Annotated in this window: 14 protein-coding genes; 6 read left to right on the forward strand and 8 right to left on the reverse strand. The window is 44.0% G+C overall.

What is annotated here, in order from left to right; translation table 11 throughout:
* The first annotated feature begins 4 nt into the window (after window positions 1-4).
* Window positions 5-982, forward strand: a complete 978-nt coding sequence (locus R3P39_RS01420; RefSeq protein WP_336565227.1) for an ion transporter — start codon at window positions 5-7, stop codon at window positions 980-982.
* Between the two features lies 1 nt (window position 983).
* Here the strand turns inward: R3P39_RS01420 and R3P39_RS01425 are convergent, their stop codons facing one another.
* Window positions 984-2,741, reverse strand: a complete 1,758-nt coding sequence (locus tag R3P39_RS01425) for a sensor domain-containing diguanylate cyclase (protein ID WP_336565228.1) — start codon at window positions 2,739-2,741, stop codon at window positions 984-986.
* A 372-nt stretch (window positions 2,742-3,113) separates the two neighbouring features.
* On the opposite strand from R3P39_RS01425, the gene R3P39_RS01430 reads away from it, so the two are divergent.
* The gene (locus tag R3P39_RS01430; RefSeq protein WP_336565229.1) at window positions 3,114-3,983 is read left to right on the forward strand and encodes a DMT family transporter; all 870 of its coding nucleotides are present in this window, start codon (window positions 3,114-3,116) and stop codon (window positions 3,981-3,983) included.
* Here the strand turns inward: R3P39_RS01430 and R3P39_RS01435 are convergent.
* The 3 genes from R3P39_RS01435 to R3P39_RS01445 all read right to left on the reverse strand — a co-directional run bounded on the left by R3P39_RS01435 (window position 3,980) and on the right by R3P39_RS01445 (window position 6,135).
* Window positions 3,980-4,414, reverse strand: coding sequence for a GNAT family N-acetyltransferase (locus R3P39_RS01435; RefSeq protein WP_336565230.1), 435 nt, complete (start codon window positions 4,412-4,414; stop codon window positions 3,980-3,982). The genes R3P39_RS01430 and R3P39_RS01435 overlap by 4 nt on opposite strands.
* Window positions 4,411-5,439 (reverse strand): S66 family peptidase, encoded by a 1,029-nt coding sequence (locus R3P39_RS01440; RefSeq protein ID WP_336565231.1) that lies wholly within the window; start codon window positions 5,437-5,439, stop codon window positions 4,411-4,413. The genes R3P39_RS01435 and R3P39_RS01440 overlap by 4 nt, the downstream gene beginning before the upstream one ends.
* A gap of 63 nt (window positions 5,440-5,502) precedes the next feature.
* On the reverse strand, window positions 5,503-6,135 hold the full coding sequence (locus tag R3P39_RS01445) for a hypothetical protein (RefSeq protein WP_336565232.1): 633 nt from the start codon (window positions 6,133-6,135) through the stop codon (window positions 5,503-5,505).
* Window positions 6,136-6,411: 276 nt separating this feature from the next.
* Here R3P39_RS01445 and R3P39_RS01450 point away from each other — a divergent pair, with 276 nt between their 5' ends.
* Window positions 6,412-7,026 (forward strand): hypothetical protein, encoded by a 615-nt coding sequence (locus R3P39_RS01450; RefSeq protein ID WP_336565233.1) that lies wholly within the window; start codon window positions 6,412-6,414, stop codon window positions 7,024-7,026.
* Here the strand turns inward: R3P39_RS01450 and R3P39_RS01455 are convergent.
* Genes R3P39_RS01455 through R3P39_RS01465 form a run of 3 tightly spaced genes read right to left on the reverse strand, consistent with a single transcriptional unit; the run spans window position 7,021 to window position 9,655 of the window.
* Complete coding sequence (locus R3P39_RS01455) at window positions 7,021-7,647, reverse strand: LysE family translocator (RefSeq protein ID WP_336565234.1); 627 nt, start codon at window positions 7,645-7,647, stop codon at window positions 7,021-7,023. The two genes, R3P39_RS01450 and R3P39_RS01455, sit on opposite strands and share 6 nt — an antisense overlap.
* Window positions 7,648-7,697: 50 nt before the next feature.
* Complete coding sequence (locus tag R3P39_RS01460) at window positions 7,698-9,338, reverse strand: PepSY-associated TM helix domain-containing protein (protein ID WP_336565235.1); 1,641 nt, start codon at window positions 9,336-9,338, stop codon at window positions 7,698-7,700.
* Window positions 9,335-9,655 carry a hypothetical protein gene (locus R3P39_RS01465; protein ID WP_336565236.1) on the reverse strand — a complete coding sequence of 107 codons (321 nt, stop codon included), beginning with the start codon at window positions 9,653-9,655 and terminating at the stop codon, window positions 9,335-9,337. The genes R3P39_RS01460 and R3P39_RS01465 overlap by 4 nt, the downstream gene beginning before the upstream one ends.
* 487 nt (window positions 9,656-10,142) lie before the next feature.
* On the opposite strand from R3P39_RS01465, the gene R3P39_RS01470 reads away from it, so the two are divergent.
* Both R3P39_RS01470 and R3P39_RS01475 read left to right on the forward strand, forming a co-directional pair.
* Window positions 10,143-10,892: a substrate-binding periplasmic protein gene (locus R3P39_RS01470; protein WP_336565237.1), complete on the forward strand. Its 750-nt coding sequence runs from the start codon at window positions 10,143-10,145 to the stop codon at window positions 10,890-10,892.
* Between the two features lie 106 nt (window positions 10,893-10,998).
* Complete coding sequence (locus R3P39_RS01475) at window positions 10,999-13,137, forward strand: DUF6351 family protein (RefSeq protein ID WP_336565238.1); 2,139 nt, start codon at window positions 10,999-11,001, stop codon at window positions 13,135-13,137.
* 524 nt (window positions 13,138-13,661) lie between these two features.
* Here R3P39_RS01475 and R3P39_RS01480 read toward each other — a convergent pair.
* Window positions 13,662-14,570: a LysR family transcriptional regulator gene (locus R3P39_RS01480; RefSeq protein WP_336565239.1), complete on the reverse strand. Its 909-nt coding sequence runs from the start codon at window positions 14,568-14,570 to the stop codon at window positions 13,662-13,664.
* 100 nt (window positions 14,571-14,670) lie between these two features.
* Here R3P39_RS01480 and R3P39_RS01485 point away from each other — a divergent pair, with 100 nt between their 5' ends.
* Complete coding sequence (locus tag R3P39_RS01485) at window positions 14,671-15,396, forward strand: CPBP family intramembrane glutamic endopeptidase (RefSeq protein WP_336565240.1); 726 nt, start codon at window positions 14,671-14,673, stop codon at window positions 15,394-15,396.
* The last annotated feature ends 526 nt before the right edge of the window (window positions 15,397-15,922 follow it).

Raw genomic sequence — 15,922 nt, forward strand, 5'->3', positions numbered from 1 at the left:
ATTGATGGGCAAGAAACTAACAACAAGAAAGCATGTATACGATATTCTTGAACACGGATTCGAAGGTTCGAGAGCTAGTCGATTATTTAGCGGCTTTATCGTAGTACTTATCATTTTAAATGTAAGTGCCATCATTCTTGAGTCTTATCAACCAATAGCCGAAATGTACCATCAAGAATTTCTCTTGTTTAACAGCTTTTCTGTTGTTGTGTTTACGCTAGAGTATTTCGCGAGAGTCTGGGTTTCAGTTGAATCACCGCATAGTGATAGTTCTTCGCCAATAAAATCAAGAATTAGATATTCATTAAGCCCTGTTTCACTTATAGACTTGTTAGCAATAGCACCTTTTTACTTATCATTCATATTTACCATAGATTTAAGATATCTGCGCATGCTAAGAATGCTTAGGCTACTGAAACTAACACACTATTTCAAAGGCCTACGATTATTCATGGACGTCTTGAGAAAGGAATTACCCAGTATAGGCGCTGCAATTATAATCATGAGTGTTTTAGTTATAATGTCAGCCAGTATTATGTATGGCGTTGAACACGAGGCCCAACCTGATGTGTTTGATAGTATCCCTAGCGCCATTTGGTGGTCAGTGGTAACCATGACGACTGTTGGTTACGGCGATGTGACGCCTGTAACTTTTTTAGGTAAATTCATATCTATTTTTATCATGTTGTTAGGTGTTGGTATTGTCGCGTTGCCTGCTGCAATGCTTGCGGCCAAGTTCGGTGATGAGTTGAGAATGCGCAAGCAACTACTAGAACGCGAAATAGCAACCGCTCTTCAGGACGGTGTAATAATTTCAGAAGAGCAAACTGCTATTAAAAAGTTGTCTGAATCAATGGGGATATCTTCTCAAGAACTTGAGCATGTAATATTAACTTATACTAGGAATACTCCTCCATCAGTGACCTGTAATAACTGTGGTAAAGAAGTATTAGTCAGTGCTCGAATAATGGACATGAACTGAATTAGCTATGGAAAGCTTGCCTAACGCAGTTCCTTCCATCCGATTTAGCTTTATATAGTGCTTCATCGGCAAGTTTTACAACGGTTTCAATTGTTATGCCTTCACTTAGTTCAGAAATACCAAAGGAACTTGTCACTGCAGGTAAAAACTCTAACCCTGAATCTCTTGATTCAACTTCAATTGAATTGCGTATGCGTTCAGCTAAATTGATCGCATCCGCCAGAATAGTATCAGTAAGTAATATTGCGAACTCCTCACCACCAAAACGAGCACAGACGTCCGTTTCTCTAATCAAGCTTTTAAGTAAGCTTGCAATAAATTGTAGTACTTTATCGCCAACTTGATGGCCGTAATTGTCATTGACCGACTTAAAATGATCAATATCCATTAAGATCAAAGCTGCTTTTCTTTCATACCTAATACACCGCGACATTTCACTTGCTAGACGTTCATCAAAACAACGTCTATTCATTATTCCTGTTAGTCCATCCGTATTGGCTTGCTTGTGCAGTTCATGATTTGCTTGTTCTAACTCTTTGGTGACAGTCGATATAAAATGCATTAAACGCTTCAGAACTCTTGTACTCTCCTGCAGCTTTCTATTTTCTATGTGATTTGTATTATTATTTTGTTGTAATACATTCCCTTCCCTAATCGCCAAAGCAACGAGCTCTGCATTCAACACATTCGTTTTACTCACCGCATTTGAAAATTCACCTAAAGTGAAAAAACCCGCTGTTGGGGCTAAATCCTGAAAGGGACTCAACTCTTGCTTCACTTCTTTTTGTAGAAAAAGTCTTCGACAACCACAGGAAAACAGATAAATAGCTTCAGGGTGAAAGCTTCCCAAACGCTCAATTGCTACGTTTACAGCGTTTAATATTGAGTTTAGATCGCCATATCCAAAGCGAACTTTTGCACCCTCAGCAACATTTGAGGTGAACTTTATAGCGCCATCGTCTCCGAATGCAATTGGAACTTTAGCAAGAAAGTTTTGCTCTTGTTTGATAATGAGTGGAAACCCTACTAATTCATCAACGCATCCATTTTCAATTCGCCCAATATAGTGTTGATAAAGGTCTGCTGCATTTTGATTATCAATTTCTAAAATAGAGTTGCGATCTGTCTTAGTTACCACCATTTCTTTTCCGAACGGTTGCCAACCTAAGATATTTTCCACCTTTAAGCTTACTCCCTCGCCGCATATTGCGACTGCTAAGAAAGCTGACGAGGAAACGAAATCGTTATGTAAAACCAATGTTTTAACAAGTTTCAAATGATCACCAGCCCCTCCACCGACAATGGGTACATCATCTACTTCTGAGGCAAATCCAGATAAAAAATCTTCACTTACTAAGCTATGTGTCGTTCCCAATAAAATAGTGGCTTTAACTTCTTTTCCACATTTGCGCTTTACGTTCCTACCGAGCAGTTTTCCAGAAAGCACCTCTTTGTGAGGAGCACATTCTAGATGGAAAGAGAAAACCTTCGCTTCATTAAATACGGTTATTGAAATTATCGAACCGCTATCAAGCTTGTCACCATTTATAATTTCTCCGATCGTTGTGCATCCTATTACATCAATAACGGGTATTACTTTTCGCAAACAGCTTGATACTTCAAGCATAAATTCATCGTCTACATAGGAAGTATAGAATTGAGCCAATACAGCACTGGCATTTTCGAATTTATAATCGATGCGCTCTAACTGTGAATGTAGGTCCTCTACATTGTCAAACTTAAATACAAAGTGCTTCATAGCTATGTGTTTTCGGTTAGAAAAGTTTATGTTGCTTAAAGTTTAGACAACCCAGTGAAATTCTCTAACAAAACAGATTTATAGATACAAACAAAGTCAACTGAGTTCTGTTGAAAGTAAACACGCCTATTTAAAGCTATGCAATTTAGAAAGTAATCATTAGCTGAGCTAGGGATTAAAGAATAAGAGCTTTTCATTAAGTTGAAGCTAATGGCTAGCAATAACCCCTATTTAACGATACAGCAAGAGCTGCCAAAACAACTCCAAGTTAGAGGGATAGTGCGTTTTTTGGCGAATGTGCGCTACAGTAGTGAATTAAAGCGATTCATATTACACTAGCGCCACTTCGGCAACTAATTAATAAATCGACTTATGCCATTACTTTGGATAGTTACCGCCTTATGGGCATTTTCATTTTCTCTGATTGGGGTTTATCTTGCGGGCCAGGTAGACACTTGGTTTAGTGCGCTGTCACGCACTGTGTTGGCGGCATTGGTGTTTGTGCCATTTCTTAAGCCTAGGCAAATCAACGCGCAATTGGCACTAAAACTGATGGCCATTGGCGCGATACAAATTGGTCTAATGTACAGCTTTTATTACCATTCATTTTTATATCTAAGCGTTCCCGAAGTCCTGCTGTTTACGGTGATGACGCCGGTGTATATTACCCTGATCAACGACCTGCTTGAGCGCAAAACCAACTACCACTTTTTGTTTTCAGCTTTACTTGCCATTGTCGGTGCCATTACCATGCGCTACACCGAGCTCACCAGTGATTACCTGTTTGGTTTGCTGTTAGTGCAAGGGGCAAACCTGTGCTTTGCCCTTGGTCAAGTAGGCTATAAAAAGCTCAGTGAGCAGCAAACGCTGGTGCATCATCAAAGCTTTGGCTATTTCTTTATTGGTGCCTCGGTTGTCTTAGGCTTAGGCTTTATGCTGTTCGGCAACGCCCAACAATTACCCTCCACTGAGTTGCAATGGGGCATTGTTATCTACCTTGGTTTAGTGGCCTCTGGAATTGGCTATTTTGTTTGGAATCTGGGCCTAACGCGAGTCTCTGTAGGTGAGCTGGCGGTGATGAACAATGCCTTAATTCCCGCGGGGATCATGGTCAACTTGCTGATTTGGAATCGCGAAGCGGATCTGCTACGCCTTGGCGCTGGCAGCCTGATTATCTTTTGCGCGCTCATTTACAGTCAGCGCAGTGCAAAACTCAACTCAGCAAACAAGGGCGCGATTTAAAGCGCCTTGTAGAAGTGAATTTTATAATCGAGCGGGGTTGTTACGGGCTCACACTTCACTATGTGATAACCATGGCTTATGAGCATCAACAGCATGGTGTTAAATTGGTTGCGAGACTTCACACGGATAGCAGCAAAACCTTGCTGCCGGCACCACTGCTCTTGTTTTAACAATAATTGCTTCGCAATACCATGACCACGGTATTGCGGAATAACTGCCCCCAACCAACTATAGAATTCCTGATCATCAAGTGCATAGCCAAGTTTGTAGCCCACAGGTTGCTCCCCAGCATACGCCACCAGCAACAAATGCGGTTTGCCCGTTAACCTTTGTGCTATCTGAGCTCGCTGTCGCGGCTGGCTGAACTCTGGAATTTGCAGCTCTACCTGCAACAAATCATCAATGCCTGCGGGTTTAATCTCTATTTTCATCGCAACTCCTGCTCAATAACAAAATGAGCACCATAATTTACCCGAGCTAAAGCGCCATTGATTAAGGTTAAATTGGGGGCTTGATGGCCGATATCGACATCGTAAATTACCGGCAAATTGAACCCTGCAAAGGCTTTTTGTAAGGCATCAATATGAGTCCAGTCGCTGTCCTCGGCTACGGTTACTGGGTTGCGGCCTATTAATAATCCCGACAGCTGCGAAAACCAACCTCGTAACTTAAGACTTTGCAATGCACGGTAATACGCCGGCGGTGACAGCTCTGCGTTTTCTAAGTACAAAATAATGTCCTGCTGCGGATACAGCTTGGCAAATGCTTCAAGATCAAAGTACTCCGTGCCAGCGAGCAACATATGAATATCCAAACAGCCGCCTAATAACCTTCCTGAAAACGCCCCTTCTGGTGCCTTGGAGTTTAATACCCGCCACTGAGTGGGCTCACTGAGGTTAAATCCAGTATTGGGGTGGGCAGCAAAATCTAACGACTGCGGCTCAAAAGAGGATGAAGGATACTGCCTAAAACCGCCGCCAGGCGCAGTGCCTAAATGGCTAAACAGTGACGTAGTAAGGGGATCGGTTTGTTTGTCTGTGAGTTGCATCAGGTTGGTTGCGTGAACACTCGCCCAGCCCAATTTACAAGTCAATGCCGTTAATAGCGTGCTGACATCCGAAAAGCCTATTAACCACTTTGGCCTTGCCTGCTGTAGACGCTGCCAATCCAATAAAGGCAATATATCCATCGCCACAGCTCCGCCCCAAGGCGGCATAATGGCATCGACCTGGTCATCTAACAGCAGCTGCATAAGCTCATTTGCTCTGTCATCAGCACTGGCACTGACATAATGGTGATTCTCACGCAGACACTGCCCTTGCAACACTTCAAACCCTTGGCTGTGTAAATAGGCTAAGGCATTATCTAAACGTGCATGCATGGCTTGGGGCACGCCTGCAGAAAAGGCACTCACCGCTATTTTACTGCCCAGTTGCAAAGGGCTAGGATACTTCATGGCTAAACCTAAAACGCATAACAAAGCTTTATGCTACACCAGTGCAAAGTAAAATACATCGGATTATGAAATGGCCACCACAGGAGTGTCGGAATCAAAGCCAACATCAGTAAATAAGCTGTCTATTTCCAGCTCCATCTCTTTACGGTTTAAATCCAATGACTTTAATGTACTGCCCCCTAATAAGGCTTCTTGGCCGCGCTCTAAACGCGCATGAAGACTAGCAATAACACTGCGGATGCGCTGTTTATCTTGTTGCTCTATGCCTTTTTGCTGCTCAGTGTGACGGTCGAGCTGAGCTAACATCTCCAGCCGCTGCGCCAGCTCTTTGTAACTCAAAAAGTCCAGATTTAAACTGCTAAATAACTGCAATTGCGCCTGATCTTTTGCCGTTGCTTTAGGCTGTAATGGTTGAGTCATAATCTCGGCAACTAACGCCCGCAACTGCTCAATGGCCTTAGCTCTGTCGCGAGAAAAAGCACTGAGGTCTAGGTTGGTTGCTAATGGTTCTTGTGGCACCGATGCACTCATCTGATTTGCCGGTAACTGTGCTGTTGTAGCATGGGTTTGCTTAGCCGATAAGACACCCTGATAGTGACTTTGAAAACCACTGGGTTGGGTGTTTTCTTGCGTTTCACTGGCCTGCAATGAGGCGTTTGACGCAGTAACAAAATGGGATAAAAACTGTGTTTGCATGACCAACCTATTGCAACAATAAAACACAGTAGCACTGCAAGCATTATTCCACGTAAACCTTTAAGCAAAACTGCCGATAATTTAACCAAACCCTGCGCCTAAACGCCTTTTTGTCAGCTAAAACGGCAAGGCTTAGCCTTTGCCGCATCAGTAGCGGGGCAGTTTTTAGCCGCACTGCAATGTCACGGCAACCATGGTTACTGCCACACTTGCGTTTAGTTATTTGGTACAAAGTTTGCTGTGTAAAAATCAACCTAATAATGGATGTGCTTCACCATGAGACTAACAAAGGAAGAGTTGCAATTCATTCACACCACATTGAGTGCCAAAGAGTCGCCGCACTTTGCCGAGCTTGCAACCCATGCACCACTGCAGCAGCAACTTAGCAATGAGATACGCAGCTTACTCAATGGTATGGCCGACAGTGCTCAATTTAGCTTAGTAGCCAGAGGCGGCAGAGAAGAAGTCGAGTTTCCAATCAAAAACCTGAGCACCATCATTGATATACTGCAAAGCAACCTCGCCGCACCGAACATTGTCGACGCCAACCACCAGGGTTTACCCAGAAGCTGGCGTACTTGCCCCCAAACACCGGTACTTACGCGGCTAAGCGCGAATCTTATGCCCTTTCCCTTAGTATCCATTTCTCAAACTGGGGGGCTTATCAATACGTTTCCCTATTTAGCCGCACCATTGCAACAGCGCCTTTGTAAGCGCCTTGCTAAGCTGTACCTAGGTAACATGCCCCCGTTACTGCTCAGTATCAATGCCCTGGTCCTGAGTGGCCGGCATCAGTTGGCTATTTCATTCAATTTAAACGCCGCCGACAGCGAAACCTTAAAGGCTTTTATTCTCCATCATTATGTGGCTGGTAAGGGGATAAACCTATAAACCGAGCGCTTCATAAACTACACGAATGGCCAATAGTATAAAGGCAACACCAAGCAACTTGTCGATACCTGAGCGCTTAGCGGTGAGATCAAATTTATCGCGGGCTGTGGCACTAATAACCGACACCACAAAATACCACATGGCATCAATCGTCAGTACCGTCACGCACATAATAAGACCGACTGAGAGTGTCATTTTCTCAGGTTCGATAAACTGCGAAAACAGCGCGACAAAAAAGATCGCCAGCTTGGGGTTTAAAAAGGCAATGGCAAAGCCGTCTTTTGCAGCCTGCCAGTAACTGGTGGTCGCCAAATCGTTCACGACCTGCAAACCTTGGCTTTGACTGCGCAGTATTTTGATGCCCATCCATGCCAAATAAGCCGCCCCACCATAGACGAGAACTTGGTATAACAGTGGTGATTGCTGAATTAACCCAGATAACCCCAACAGCGCCAGACAAGCGTAAATGCCAACCCCAAAACCATGAGATAAGCTGGCAACAATCCCGTGTTTCGCGCTTTGAAATAGGCTATAGCGTAATACCACAGCCAGACTTGGTCCTGGCGACATTGCCCCCATTGCGCAAATAGCCGCTAAGCTTAGCCATGCAGTTAGTTCCATAATAATTCCATGCAAAATAACAAAGTCATAGGATAGCAAATTTTGCTACCCTAACGCAGCTCTTGGCTCTCAGCTGGGTGTATGCCGTTGCTATAAGAGGTTTGTTCAGACAACGCCTTTGACTGGCTAAGCGCCCAAATGCTACCGCTTTTACTAGCGTTGTGCTTAGTCTTGTTGGCCAAACGCCAAAAAACCACTGCAATCACCCCAGCAACAAGCTCCAGCGCCCAGGTCGCAGCCGAGTTAGCTGGCCAAATTGCCAGGTTAGGTAACCAGTAAGCCAGCAAGGAAGTCAGTGGCAACGAGATACATAACACAGCTATTAAGCGCTGAACGTACACAGCGGTGCGCGACAGCTCAAACCGCAATGCCGCCAAAAGAACAGCAAAGAGACAAAGATAATATAACCACATATACGCTAGGTTGACATTCAATGACGTGAGCGCAAACCACTTTGTAACAGCAAACGCCATTGCAACTCCAAGCAGTGAGCCCAAGGCTACGCCAATGGTAAGCTTGGCCATCACACGTGGAGCACGGGACTGCTCAGCCGCATTTGATTTGTGGCGTTTTTGCAACCACAGTAAATTTCCGGTGTAGAACAGCACAGCCCCTAAAATACCCATAATAAAGTAACCAAAACGCCCAAGCTCGCCGCCAAAGCTACCAAAATGCAGTCCGAATAAGGTGGTGACCACCCTCCCCCAAACTCCCTGATCGCCATTCATTATGCTGCTGCTCGACACTTCAAAGGTATAAGGGTGCATAAACAAAAAGTCTGTTTTGGGGCCCCGCATTAAGTGCTGCTCACTCACTAACTGAATTGACGCCCGGGGCGAGCTGCTATTTAAACCACTGAGGCTGATTTGCTTAACCTGATGCTCTGGCGCGTATTCGTTGGCTTTAGCAATAAGTGTAGTGATACTGGGCAACGCTTGACTGTTGAAAGTTGTTTCAGAGGCAACCGGGCGTGGAAACAAGGGTTTATCACCGTATATTTTTCCTAGGCCATCGTACAGCACATCATGAAAAGCAAACACTATTACGGTAATGGCAATGATAATATGAAATGGCAAACTGGCAATACCGATTAGATTGTGCGTATCAAGCCAAAAACGCTTGCTGTCTTTATCTTTCCTTAAAGCTAAAAAGTGCTTTGCTAGAGTCGGCAATAAAAAGATAAGCCCAGACAGCAACGCCAAAAAGTACAAGATGGCGGCCACACCAAGCACATACACACCGGCTTGTTCGTGACCCACCTCTCCTGCTATCCCGGCGCTACGATGAAGATAATCGACCAGCGCAGACAGTTCATTTTTACTACTGGTATGAGCCACCAGCTCGCCATTACTATCGAGGCTTGCATGCCAAAGCTGGTCGTCTAGGCGCAGTCCTCGAGGGCTCCCTTGCTGATACCAGGTGACCGGAGAGGTGTTTTCGGTCAAACTCAAGGTGATTTGTTTGCTCGATTCAGGGTGGCCAGAAAAGACTTGCTGTAGTAACTCATCGTACTGGTTTATTTCTACTTGAGGTAAGTGCTGTGTCGGTGGCGTTGACCATTCATCAATCACTCCGGCATACATGGTGATGGCACCGGCGAAAAAGCCAATAAACAGTAATAACCCGGTGGTGATCCCAGTCCAGGTATGAATTGTTTGATAGGTGCGTAACACATCGGCGCGTATCTTCATAAGCCCCCCTGAACCATATACAGAGCGGCATAAGCTATAATGTTTGCGCCACCTAGCCAAATAAATGCTTGTTTTGCGGTTGGAAATAGATAAACCAAGCTCAATATCAGCAACCAAATGGGGGTGATCATCCACATCAGAAACTGACTACGCCAGAGTAATCGTTCAGCGCTAATTTGTTGCTGCAAACCGTCGCTGCCAATCCAAGCAAATAAGCCAACTAAGGCAAAACTTAACGCCAGTCCAAGCACCCCACCCGCGACGGATTTCCCCCACCAGTGCGGCTTTATAGTGTGTTTTTTTGATAAGGCACTCATGAGGACTTGTTAAATAACCATAAAATTGTAAAAGGGATCAGCGCAGTAAATAACATGACCGCCAGTAACCAGCTGAAAACCACAGCGGCACCGACAAACATGTCAATGGCGATAAGCAAAGCAAGCAAAGATAGTCCAGCGCTTACAAGTCGCCACGACTTGGCTATTGGAGAGTTAAGGAGACGTTGATGTTTCGTACTGAGGTATAACAGCAAGATGGCTGTTAACAGGGTGAATAAGAAGACAGTGCCAAGCACAGCAAACTCCATTTTACGAGCGGTTAAAAATAACTGGTTACAGGATTATAACCTTTGTGTCATATACAGCAACAGCAAAACAAAAATATATGAGAATCATTTTTATTACATAACCTTGAGAGTCGGGCTTGATGAAGCACTCTCTGTTTGTGTGTCTTACCGTTACTGAGTATTTGCACTTTTGCCATTCTCTTCTTAAGCTTTTAGAAGTGACTATAAGGCTTGGCTTCATGTTAAGAGTACTGTTTCTACTTAGTTTTTTTTGCTGCTTTTCCACGCAAGCAAATACCGATAAGCGTATTGTGAATATCTGCTTTGAACGCTGGTGGCCATACAGCTTCACCAACGACTCAGGCTTCGCTGCCGGTATTGAGGTGGAGATAATTCGCCATGCCCTGCGTGGCAGCGGCTTTCGCGCCACTTTTCATGAGCTTCCCTACCGCAGGTGCCTAGCGGGCGTAAGACAAAGAGTATTTGATTTCACCTTATATGTTGATAGCTCAGATGGCTTACCAATTGTTGACGTCTCTTTCACCACGTGGAAACTGGCTCTAGCGGTAAAACAAGGTCAGTTCACGAATTATGCAGAACTCCTCAAGCTACCTGCGCCAAAAATCATGATCTCTGATGAATACACTTACCCCGACGCAGTAAATCAGCGCTTAGGCGCCATCAATGCCGCCATTATTAAACGCTCTTACTATGAACAAAACCATGCCGATGGCAGCAGATTTTTCTCTGTGTTGCAAAGTAACCGCGTCGATGCCGTGCTTGTAGATAAAGTCTGGGCCATGGAAATCATTCGCCACCACAAGCTGCCCGTTTACCTGTTGCCTCAAACATTCCATTTTGAACAGCAATACATGGGCTACCATAAAGAGAATCAAGCTCTGGCAACGCAGATTGAAACCTTACTCAAGCAAGTTTCAAAAGAAACCATTAACCGCCTTGAAATTAAGTATTTAGGTAGTACGCCATAGCCCTCTAACCCTCACACAATAGTTTAATTATTATCTAACAACCCCATAACCACCATTCAACACTGTGCAGCTACACTTATAAATGAAGTGGTTGTTAGGGGGTTTTATGATCTTAAAAAGAGGGCTAATAGTAGCTTTGATCACTGCGCTTAGCTGCAGTGCGTGGTGGCTGTGGTATAGCATGAAACGCTATGAGCATATTGCTACGGTGGTAAGCGCTCCACCAGCCAAAGCACAATTTAGGTTAGGTTTTTACCCTCATATTGCACAAGTTGAACGCCCCAGCGATCCCTTTCCTTTTCCCATTGCTGTAGGAGGCTTTGGCCCTGATACCAACCTCTACTCTGGCCCCAATCAATATCCATTTTACTGTATGACTATGGATTCAGGATTAGGCCAGCCTAGCGTGGATAATCAGCAGCAATATGGCGTGCCTGTTTATAAGGCCGGGCAGCTGGCCGGATACAGTAAAGACTGTATGATCCCTACGCGAATTAATTACTATGCCATTAATAACAATGATCAAGTAGAAGCACTAACCGACATCGATTCCCCTTTTCAGCATCCAGTGTTGCTGCGGGTTGAACAAGGCACTATTAATCGCTTTATTTACACCATTGTGATGCCCATAACGGCAGTCGAAGTCGGTGATAGGTTGGCAAAATCACAATGGAACCAGCGCCTTATTTATCAATTTAATGGTGGCTCAGGTATTGGTTACCGCCAAGGTCGGCAGCGCGCAAGCCGAGTGATAGAGCGCCAGCTAGAGCAGCTTAAGCTAGGGTATGCGGTGATCAGTTCCAGCGGTAATAAAACCAGCTATACCTACAACATGCTGTTGGCAGAAGATACCGCCAGAAGAGTAAAAAAACAATTTACCAGCCTCTATGGTGAGCCTCTTTATACGGTTGGTGTTGGCGGCTCAGGAGGCGGGTTGGCGCAATACTTAATTGCGCAAAACAGCGAGGGCATTTTGGATGGCTTAATTCCGCTTTATAGCTACCCAGATATGATCACCCAAACCACCTATGCATTGGATTGCGACTTACTTAATAACTACTTTACCTTTAGAGCAGACGACAAAAAAGCGTGGCGAGATTGGCAGCGACGCCGCCATATTGAAGGCATGAATGCCCTCAATGACTTTCCACAAAAAGGCGGTTTTTTACAGCCCCTTAACCAGCTCATGGCAGGCTTCGTGCCTTCTTTTCCTGATGGCAGTAGTGAATGCATTAATGGCTACTTTGGGCTTTCGGCCTTTATTAATAACCCTAGGCAAGGATTTTTGCGGCCGTTATTCAGTGAGCAACTGAATGCCACAACACATTGGAGCTACTGGCAAGATATGCAGCATATTCTGGGCACCGATGAGCATGGCTTAGGTCTGAGTACCTGGGATAATGTTGGCGTACAATATGGTTTAGAGGCACTGAAAGCCAACGACATCAGCTTAGCTGAGTTTATCGACATCAATCAAAAAGTGGGGGCATGGAAACCGCAATCACACATGCGCCAAGAGCAAATAGCCTTACCACTGGGTCATAAAATCCCAATTTGGCTCACGCTCTGGGGCAACCACAATATTACCACCCCAAAAGACGATGGCGTTGCACCGCGTCACCACGGCGATCTCAAGGCCATGCAAAACGCCTATCGCTCCGGCCAAGTATTCATTGGCCGCGTTAACTTGCCTATTATCGATGCTCGTCATTACTTAGAAAACGAGCTCGATATGCACCACATGTCCGCCTCTTTTTATTCTCGCCTGCGTATTCAGCAAGCCAATGGCCATGCTAAAAACCAACTGATTTGGGTGGCCGATAAAGCGTTTAACCCGACCGCTTTAGCTTTTAAAGAAATGGACAAATGGCTATTAAATATTAACAACAACCCAGGCATTGGAGTGTTTGAGGCCAAACCAAAAACACTTAAAGATACGTGTTTTGCCGCAAACGGCGACATTATTGCTCAAGGTAACCACGTTTTCGATGGCCTTTGGAATAACCAAGCTCCGGGCAAATGCACTAAACAATACCCCATGTACTCCACCAGCCGTATCCAAGCTGGTGGTTCGTGGCATGGCGACACCTTTAAATGTCATCTAATTCCCGTAGCGGAAGCCGCCAACATCGGCCTTTATGGTGAGGTGGAGATTGCAGCGGCCATTCCTAAACTACAACAAATATTTCCCATGGGCGTGTGTGATTATCGCCAACCAGATGTTGGGCGACCGCAAGATTTGTAATAGTTATAGAATCTTATGAGTTTTAAGCGAGCTACTTTAGGAGAGCAATGCCCGTTCATGAAAGCATGTTTTGCTCCAGCTGGCTCACGCTCGAGCCAGCTCCCTCTGATTTTGTCTAATGCTTGATTCTGTTTTAATACAAAACCATAAATCGTCCATAGTTACTCCATATTGATGCAATAGGATTTAGTTGTTTTTTAGAGAACATGGATGTTCCCTTTCACCTTACTTACTTTTTATATGCCAAGATCAGGACAACATTAACAAAACATCCACTAAGTAGACTTTACAGCCAATCTTTGCCATGAGCAGTCGTTTTCTAAAATCAATTATTTTATCCAAGTTATTACTAAGCATGTACAATTTTTTGTAGTATCCCTCTCCACACCTCCTCTAGCTGACTACTCAATAATAAAGCCCCCCATCAAAATAATTACAATCGTAAAAGGAATATAGTTTTTATATTATGGGTGTTGATACCACTCTTATCACCGACTGCTGTTGGCCCTTAAACTGGGAGCACATTAAAAACTCCATTGGTTCCGTTTTTTTACAAAAAAATCGAGAAACGCTCGGATCTTAGGCTGAACTGGACGGGATGGGTGGTAATAAACATAAACTTCTGCATCTTCCCACCAATAGTCTTGCAATACAGGCTCTAGACGATTATTTTGTATAAGCTCTTTCACTGCTTTGGTATCTGCCGGCGCGTTTATAATACCAAGACCGGCCTCTGCCAACTGTAACATGCCGGTAACGGTTTTAATTCGGCATTGGGGCATGATGTAGTTCGGCTCACCACTGCCGTCACAAGTTATCAGCACATTACTTGGTTGATTATGCAAGTACCCAACAACTTTGTGAGCTTCTAAATCCTCAATTTTTTTTGGGTAACCCATCGTTTGCAAGTAGCTAGGCGAAGCAAATAATCCGTATACTGATTTCCATAAGGGCTTACGCTTTAGCCCTGAGTATCTATCGCCAAGATAAGACCCTACGGCCCAAAAAATATCGAAGTCGTCCTTCAAAATATCAATAACCTGCTCTCTCACATCAAGCGTAATATTTAAGCTTGGATACTGTTCAGTAAACTCAGCTAACCACGGTATGAGTGTTTCATTAATGATTTCGTTTGACTGACAAACGACCCGAAGTTCACCCGTCACCTTACTTTCTTTTGCACGAGCCCAATGCTCAAAAGCGTCGTGTTGCTCTAATAGCTTCTCAGCTTTTGTTTTTAACTCGCTCCCAAACTGGGTTAGAACTAACGAGCGGCGAGTTCGAATGAACAGCGCTTGGTTGAGGTTCTCTTCCAGCCGACTGATCTGTTTACTTATTGCCATGACCGACTTTGCTTCTGCCTCAGCAACTCTGGACATGTTGCCAGTCTCTGCCACTTTGCAAAATATTTTCAAATCCCTAGGGTGCAGCATGATTAAACCAAATGTTTATCTTTTCTAAGTATTTAATACATTTATTTATATCAAGTAAACCTTTAACGTTAGTTCAATGAATAAAATGTGGAGAATTATTATGCAACTGCAAACCGGTGAGTGGGTTATTCTTTTCTCTATACTGGCCATGGTGCTATTTAGTGTATGGGAAGCCGATAAGGGAAAAATAGCATTATTTGAGGGTCGAAAATCCAAGATAAGAGTCTACCAAGAAGCAATGTTATTTATGTGGCTACCCACTTTTTTATTATTGGCGCTATTACTTTTTAAATCGATAGACTCAAAAGCATTGGGCGTTTCGTGGCAAGGCACTATGGCTAACTGGGTAGGGATTGCTGTTGTCTGCCTTGTTATTGGCTACTTTGCCTACTCACTCTACTCGCTATATGTAAGTGCAGAGCAAAGAAATGCGTTTCGTCAAGCGCTGAGCGATAACTATGCCTGGATGATACCATACACGCGCCAAGAGCTGCTCTGGTTTACTTTAGGCCTTTCACTGTCTGCCGGGTTATGCGAAGAGCTTCTATTTCGTGCTTTTCTAATAGGTGTTTTGAGTGAGCAACTTGGTACATTACCCAGCCTGTTGCTCAGCAGTGCGGCCTTCGGCATATGTCACTGTTATCAAGGCTGGAAAAATATTATAAGAACTGCATTAATCGGGTTATTGCTTGGTGTCGTATTTATTTTTACTGAGCTGTTATGGGTGGTAGTGATCATACATACTGCGGTTGATGCTTATGGTGGCTTAGTGGGATATATGATCAACAAGACAGAGATTGACAAACCATTTAAGACAACAGTGTGAGAACTGGTAGCCTAATTGGAAGCTTAAATGTTGGCTTGTGTTCGTATTACGACCAAAAATCGAAGTCATATTACATATTCTTAAATGTATAACAAATTGTTTATTAAGGTTTATTTTAATCTAAACGTTCATTCCTTCAGGCTTTCTCAATATAGCGTTGCAACTAAACCATAGCTTACAGCAATAAAGTTGTTTTAAATTGTAAAACACCATTTTAGCAACACAGATTCAGTAGTAGACTGTGAATTATTGTTTAGTCTATTGATATAATTGAAAAATAAATTTTATCTCAATACAGCCTAGCGCTTATTCAATGCCACGTTAGCATCAATGGCAGCGCTCGTGCATCAGCCCTTTTAATAGGAAACATAGGTAAGGTTATCGGTCACCATTGCCTTAACGGAGTCCGAAGTAACTCTTGAGACAACTGTAACTGCTAGTAGTCTTTACACTAAACTGTGACCACCTCCCCTCGGCACGTTGCAGTGTAAAACGGTTCAGTTAATCAAGGATTACCATAGCCCAA

The organism is Pseudoalteromonas sp. UG3-2 (assembly GCF_037120705.1).
Classification (GTDB): domain Bacteria; phylum Pseudomonadota; class Gammaproteobacteria; order Enterobacterales; family Alteromonadaceae; genus Pseudoalteromonas.

What these genes read in the sequence shown, in the direction of transcription:
- R3P39_RS01420 (WP_336565227.1), top strand. Translation starts at nt 5, where the DNA reads ATGGGCAAGAAACTAACAACAAGAAAGCATGTATACGATATTCTTGAA.
- R3P39_RS01425 (WP_336565228.1), bottom strand. Translation starts at nt 2,741, where the DNA reads ATGAAGCACTTTGTATTTAAGTTTGACAATGTAGAGGACCTACATTCA.
- R3P39_RS01430 (WP_336565229.1), top strand. Translation starts at nt 3,114, where the DNA reads ATGCCATTACTTTGGATAGTTACCGCCTTATGGGCATTTTCATTTTCT.
- R3P39_RS01435 (WP_336565230.1), bottom strand. Translation starts at nt 4,414, where the DNA reads ATGAAAATAGAGATTAAACCCGCAGGCATTGATGATTTGTTGCAGGTA.
- R3P39_RS01440 (WP_336565231.1), bottom strand. Translation starts at nt 5,439, where the DNA reads ATGAAGTATCCTAGCCCTTTGCAACTGGGCAGTAAAATAGCGGTGAGT.
- R3P39_RS01445 (WP_336565232.1), bottom strand. Translation starts at nt 6,135, where the DNA reads ATGCAAACACAGTTTTTATCCCATTTTGTTACTGCGTCAAACGCCTCA.
- R3P39_RS01450 (WP_336565233.1), top strand. Translation starts at nt 6,412, where the DNA reads ATGAGACTAACAAAGGAAGAGTTGCAATTCATTCACACCACATTGAGT.
- R3P39_RS01455 (WP_336565234.1), bottom strand. Translation starts at nt 7,647, where the DNA reads ATGGAACTAACTGCATGGCTAAGCTTAGCGGCTATTTGCGCAATGGGG.
- R3P39_RS01460 (WP_336565235.1), bottom strand. Translation starts at nt 9,338, where the DNA reads ATGAAGATACGCGCCGATGTGTTACGCACCTATCAAACAATTCATACC.
- R3P39_RS01465 (WP_336565236.1), bottom strand. Translation starts at nt 9,655, where the DNA reads ATGAGTGCCTTATCAAAAAAACACACTATAAAGCCGCACTGGTGGGGG.
- R3P39_RS01470 (WP_336565237.1), top strand. Translation starts at nt 10,143, where the DNA reads ATGTTAAGAGTACTGTTTCTACTTAGTTTTTTTTGCTGCTTTTCCACG.
- R3P39_RS01475 (WP_336565238.1), top strand. Translation starts at nt 10,999, where the DNA reads ATGATCTTAAAAAGAGGGCTAATAGTAGCTTTGATCACTGCGCTTAGC.
- R3P39_RS01480 (WP_336565239.1), bottom strand. Translation starts at nt 14,570, where the DNA reads ATGCTGCACCCTAGGGATTTGAAAATATTTTGCAAAGTGGCAGAGACT.
- R3P39_RS01485 (WP_336565240.1), top strand. Translation starts at nt 14,671, where the DNA reads ATGCAACTGCAAACCGGTGAGTGGGTTATTCTTTTCTCTATACTGGCC.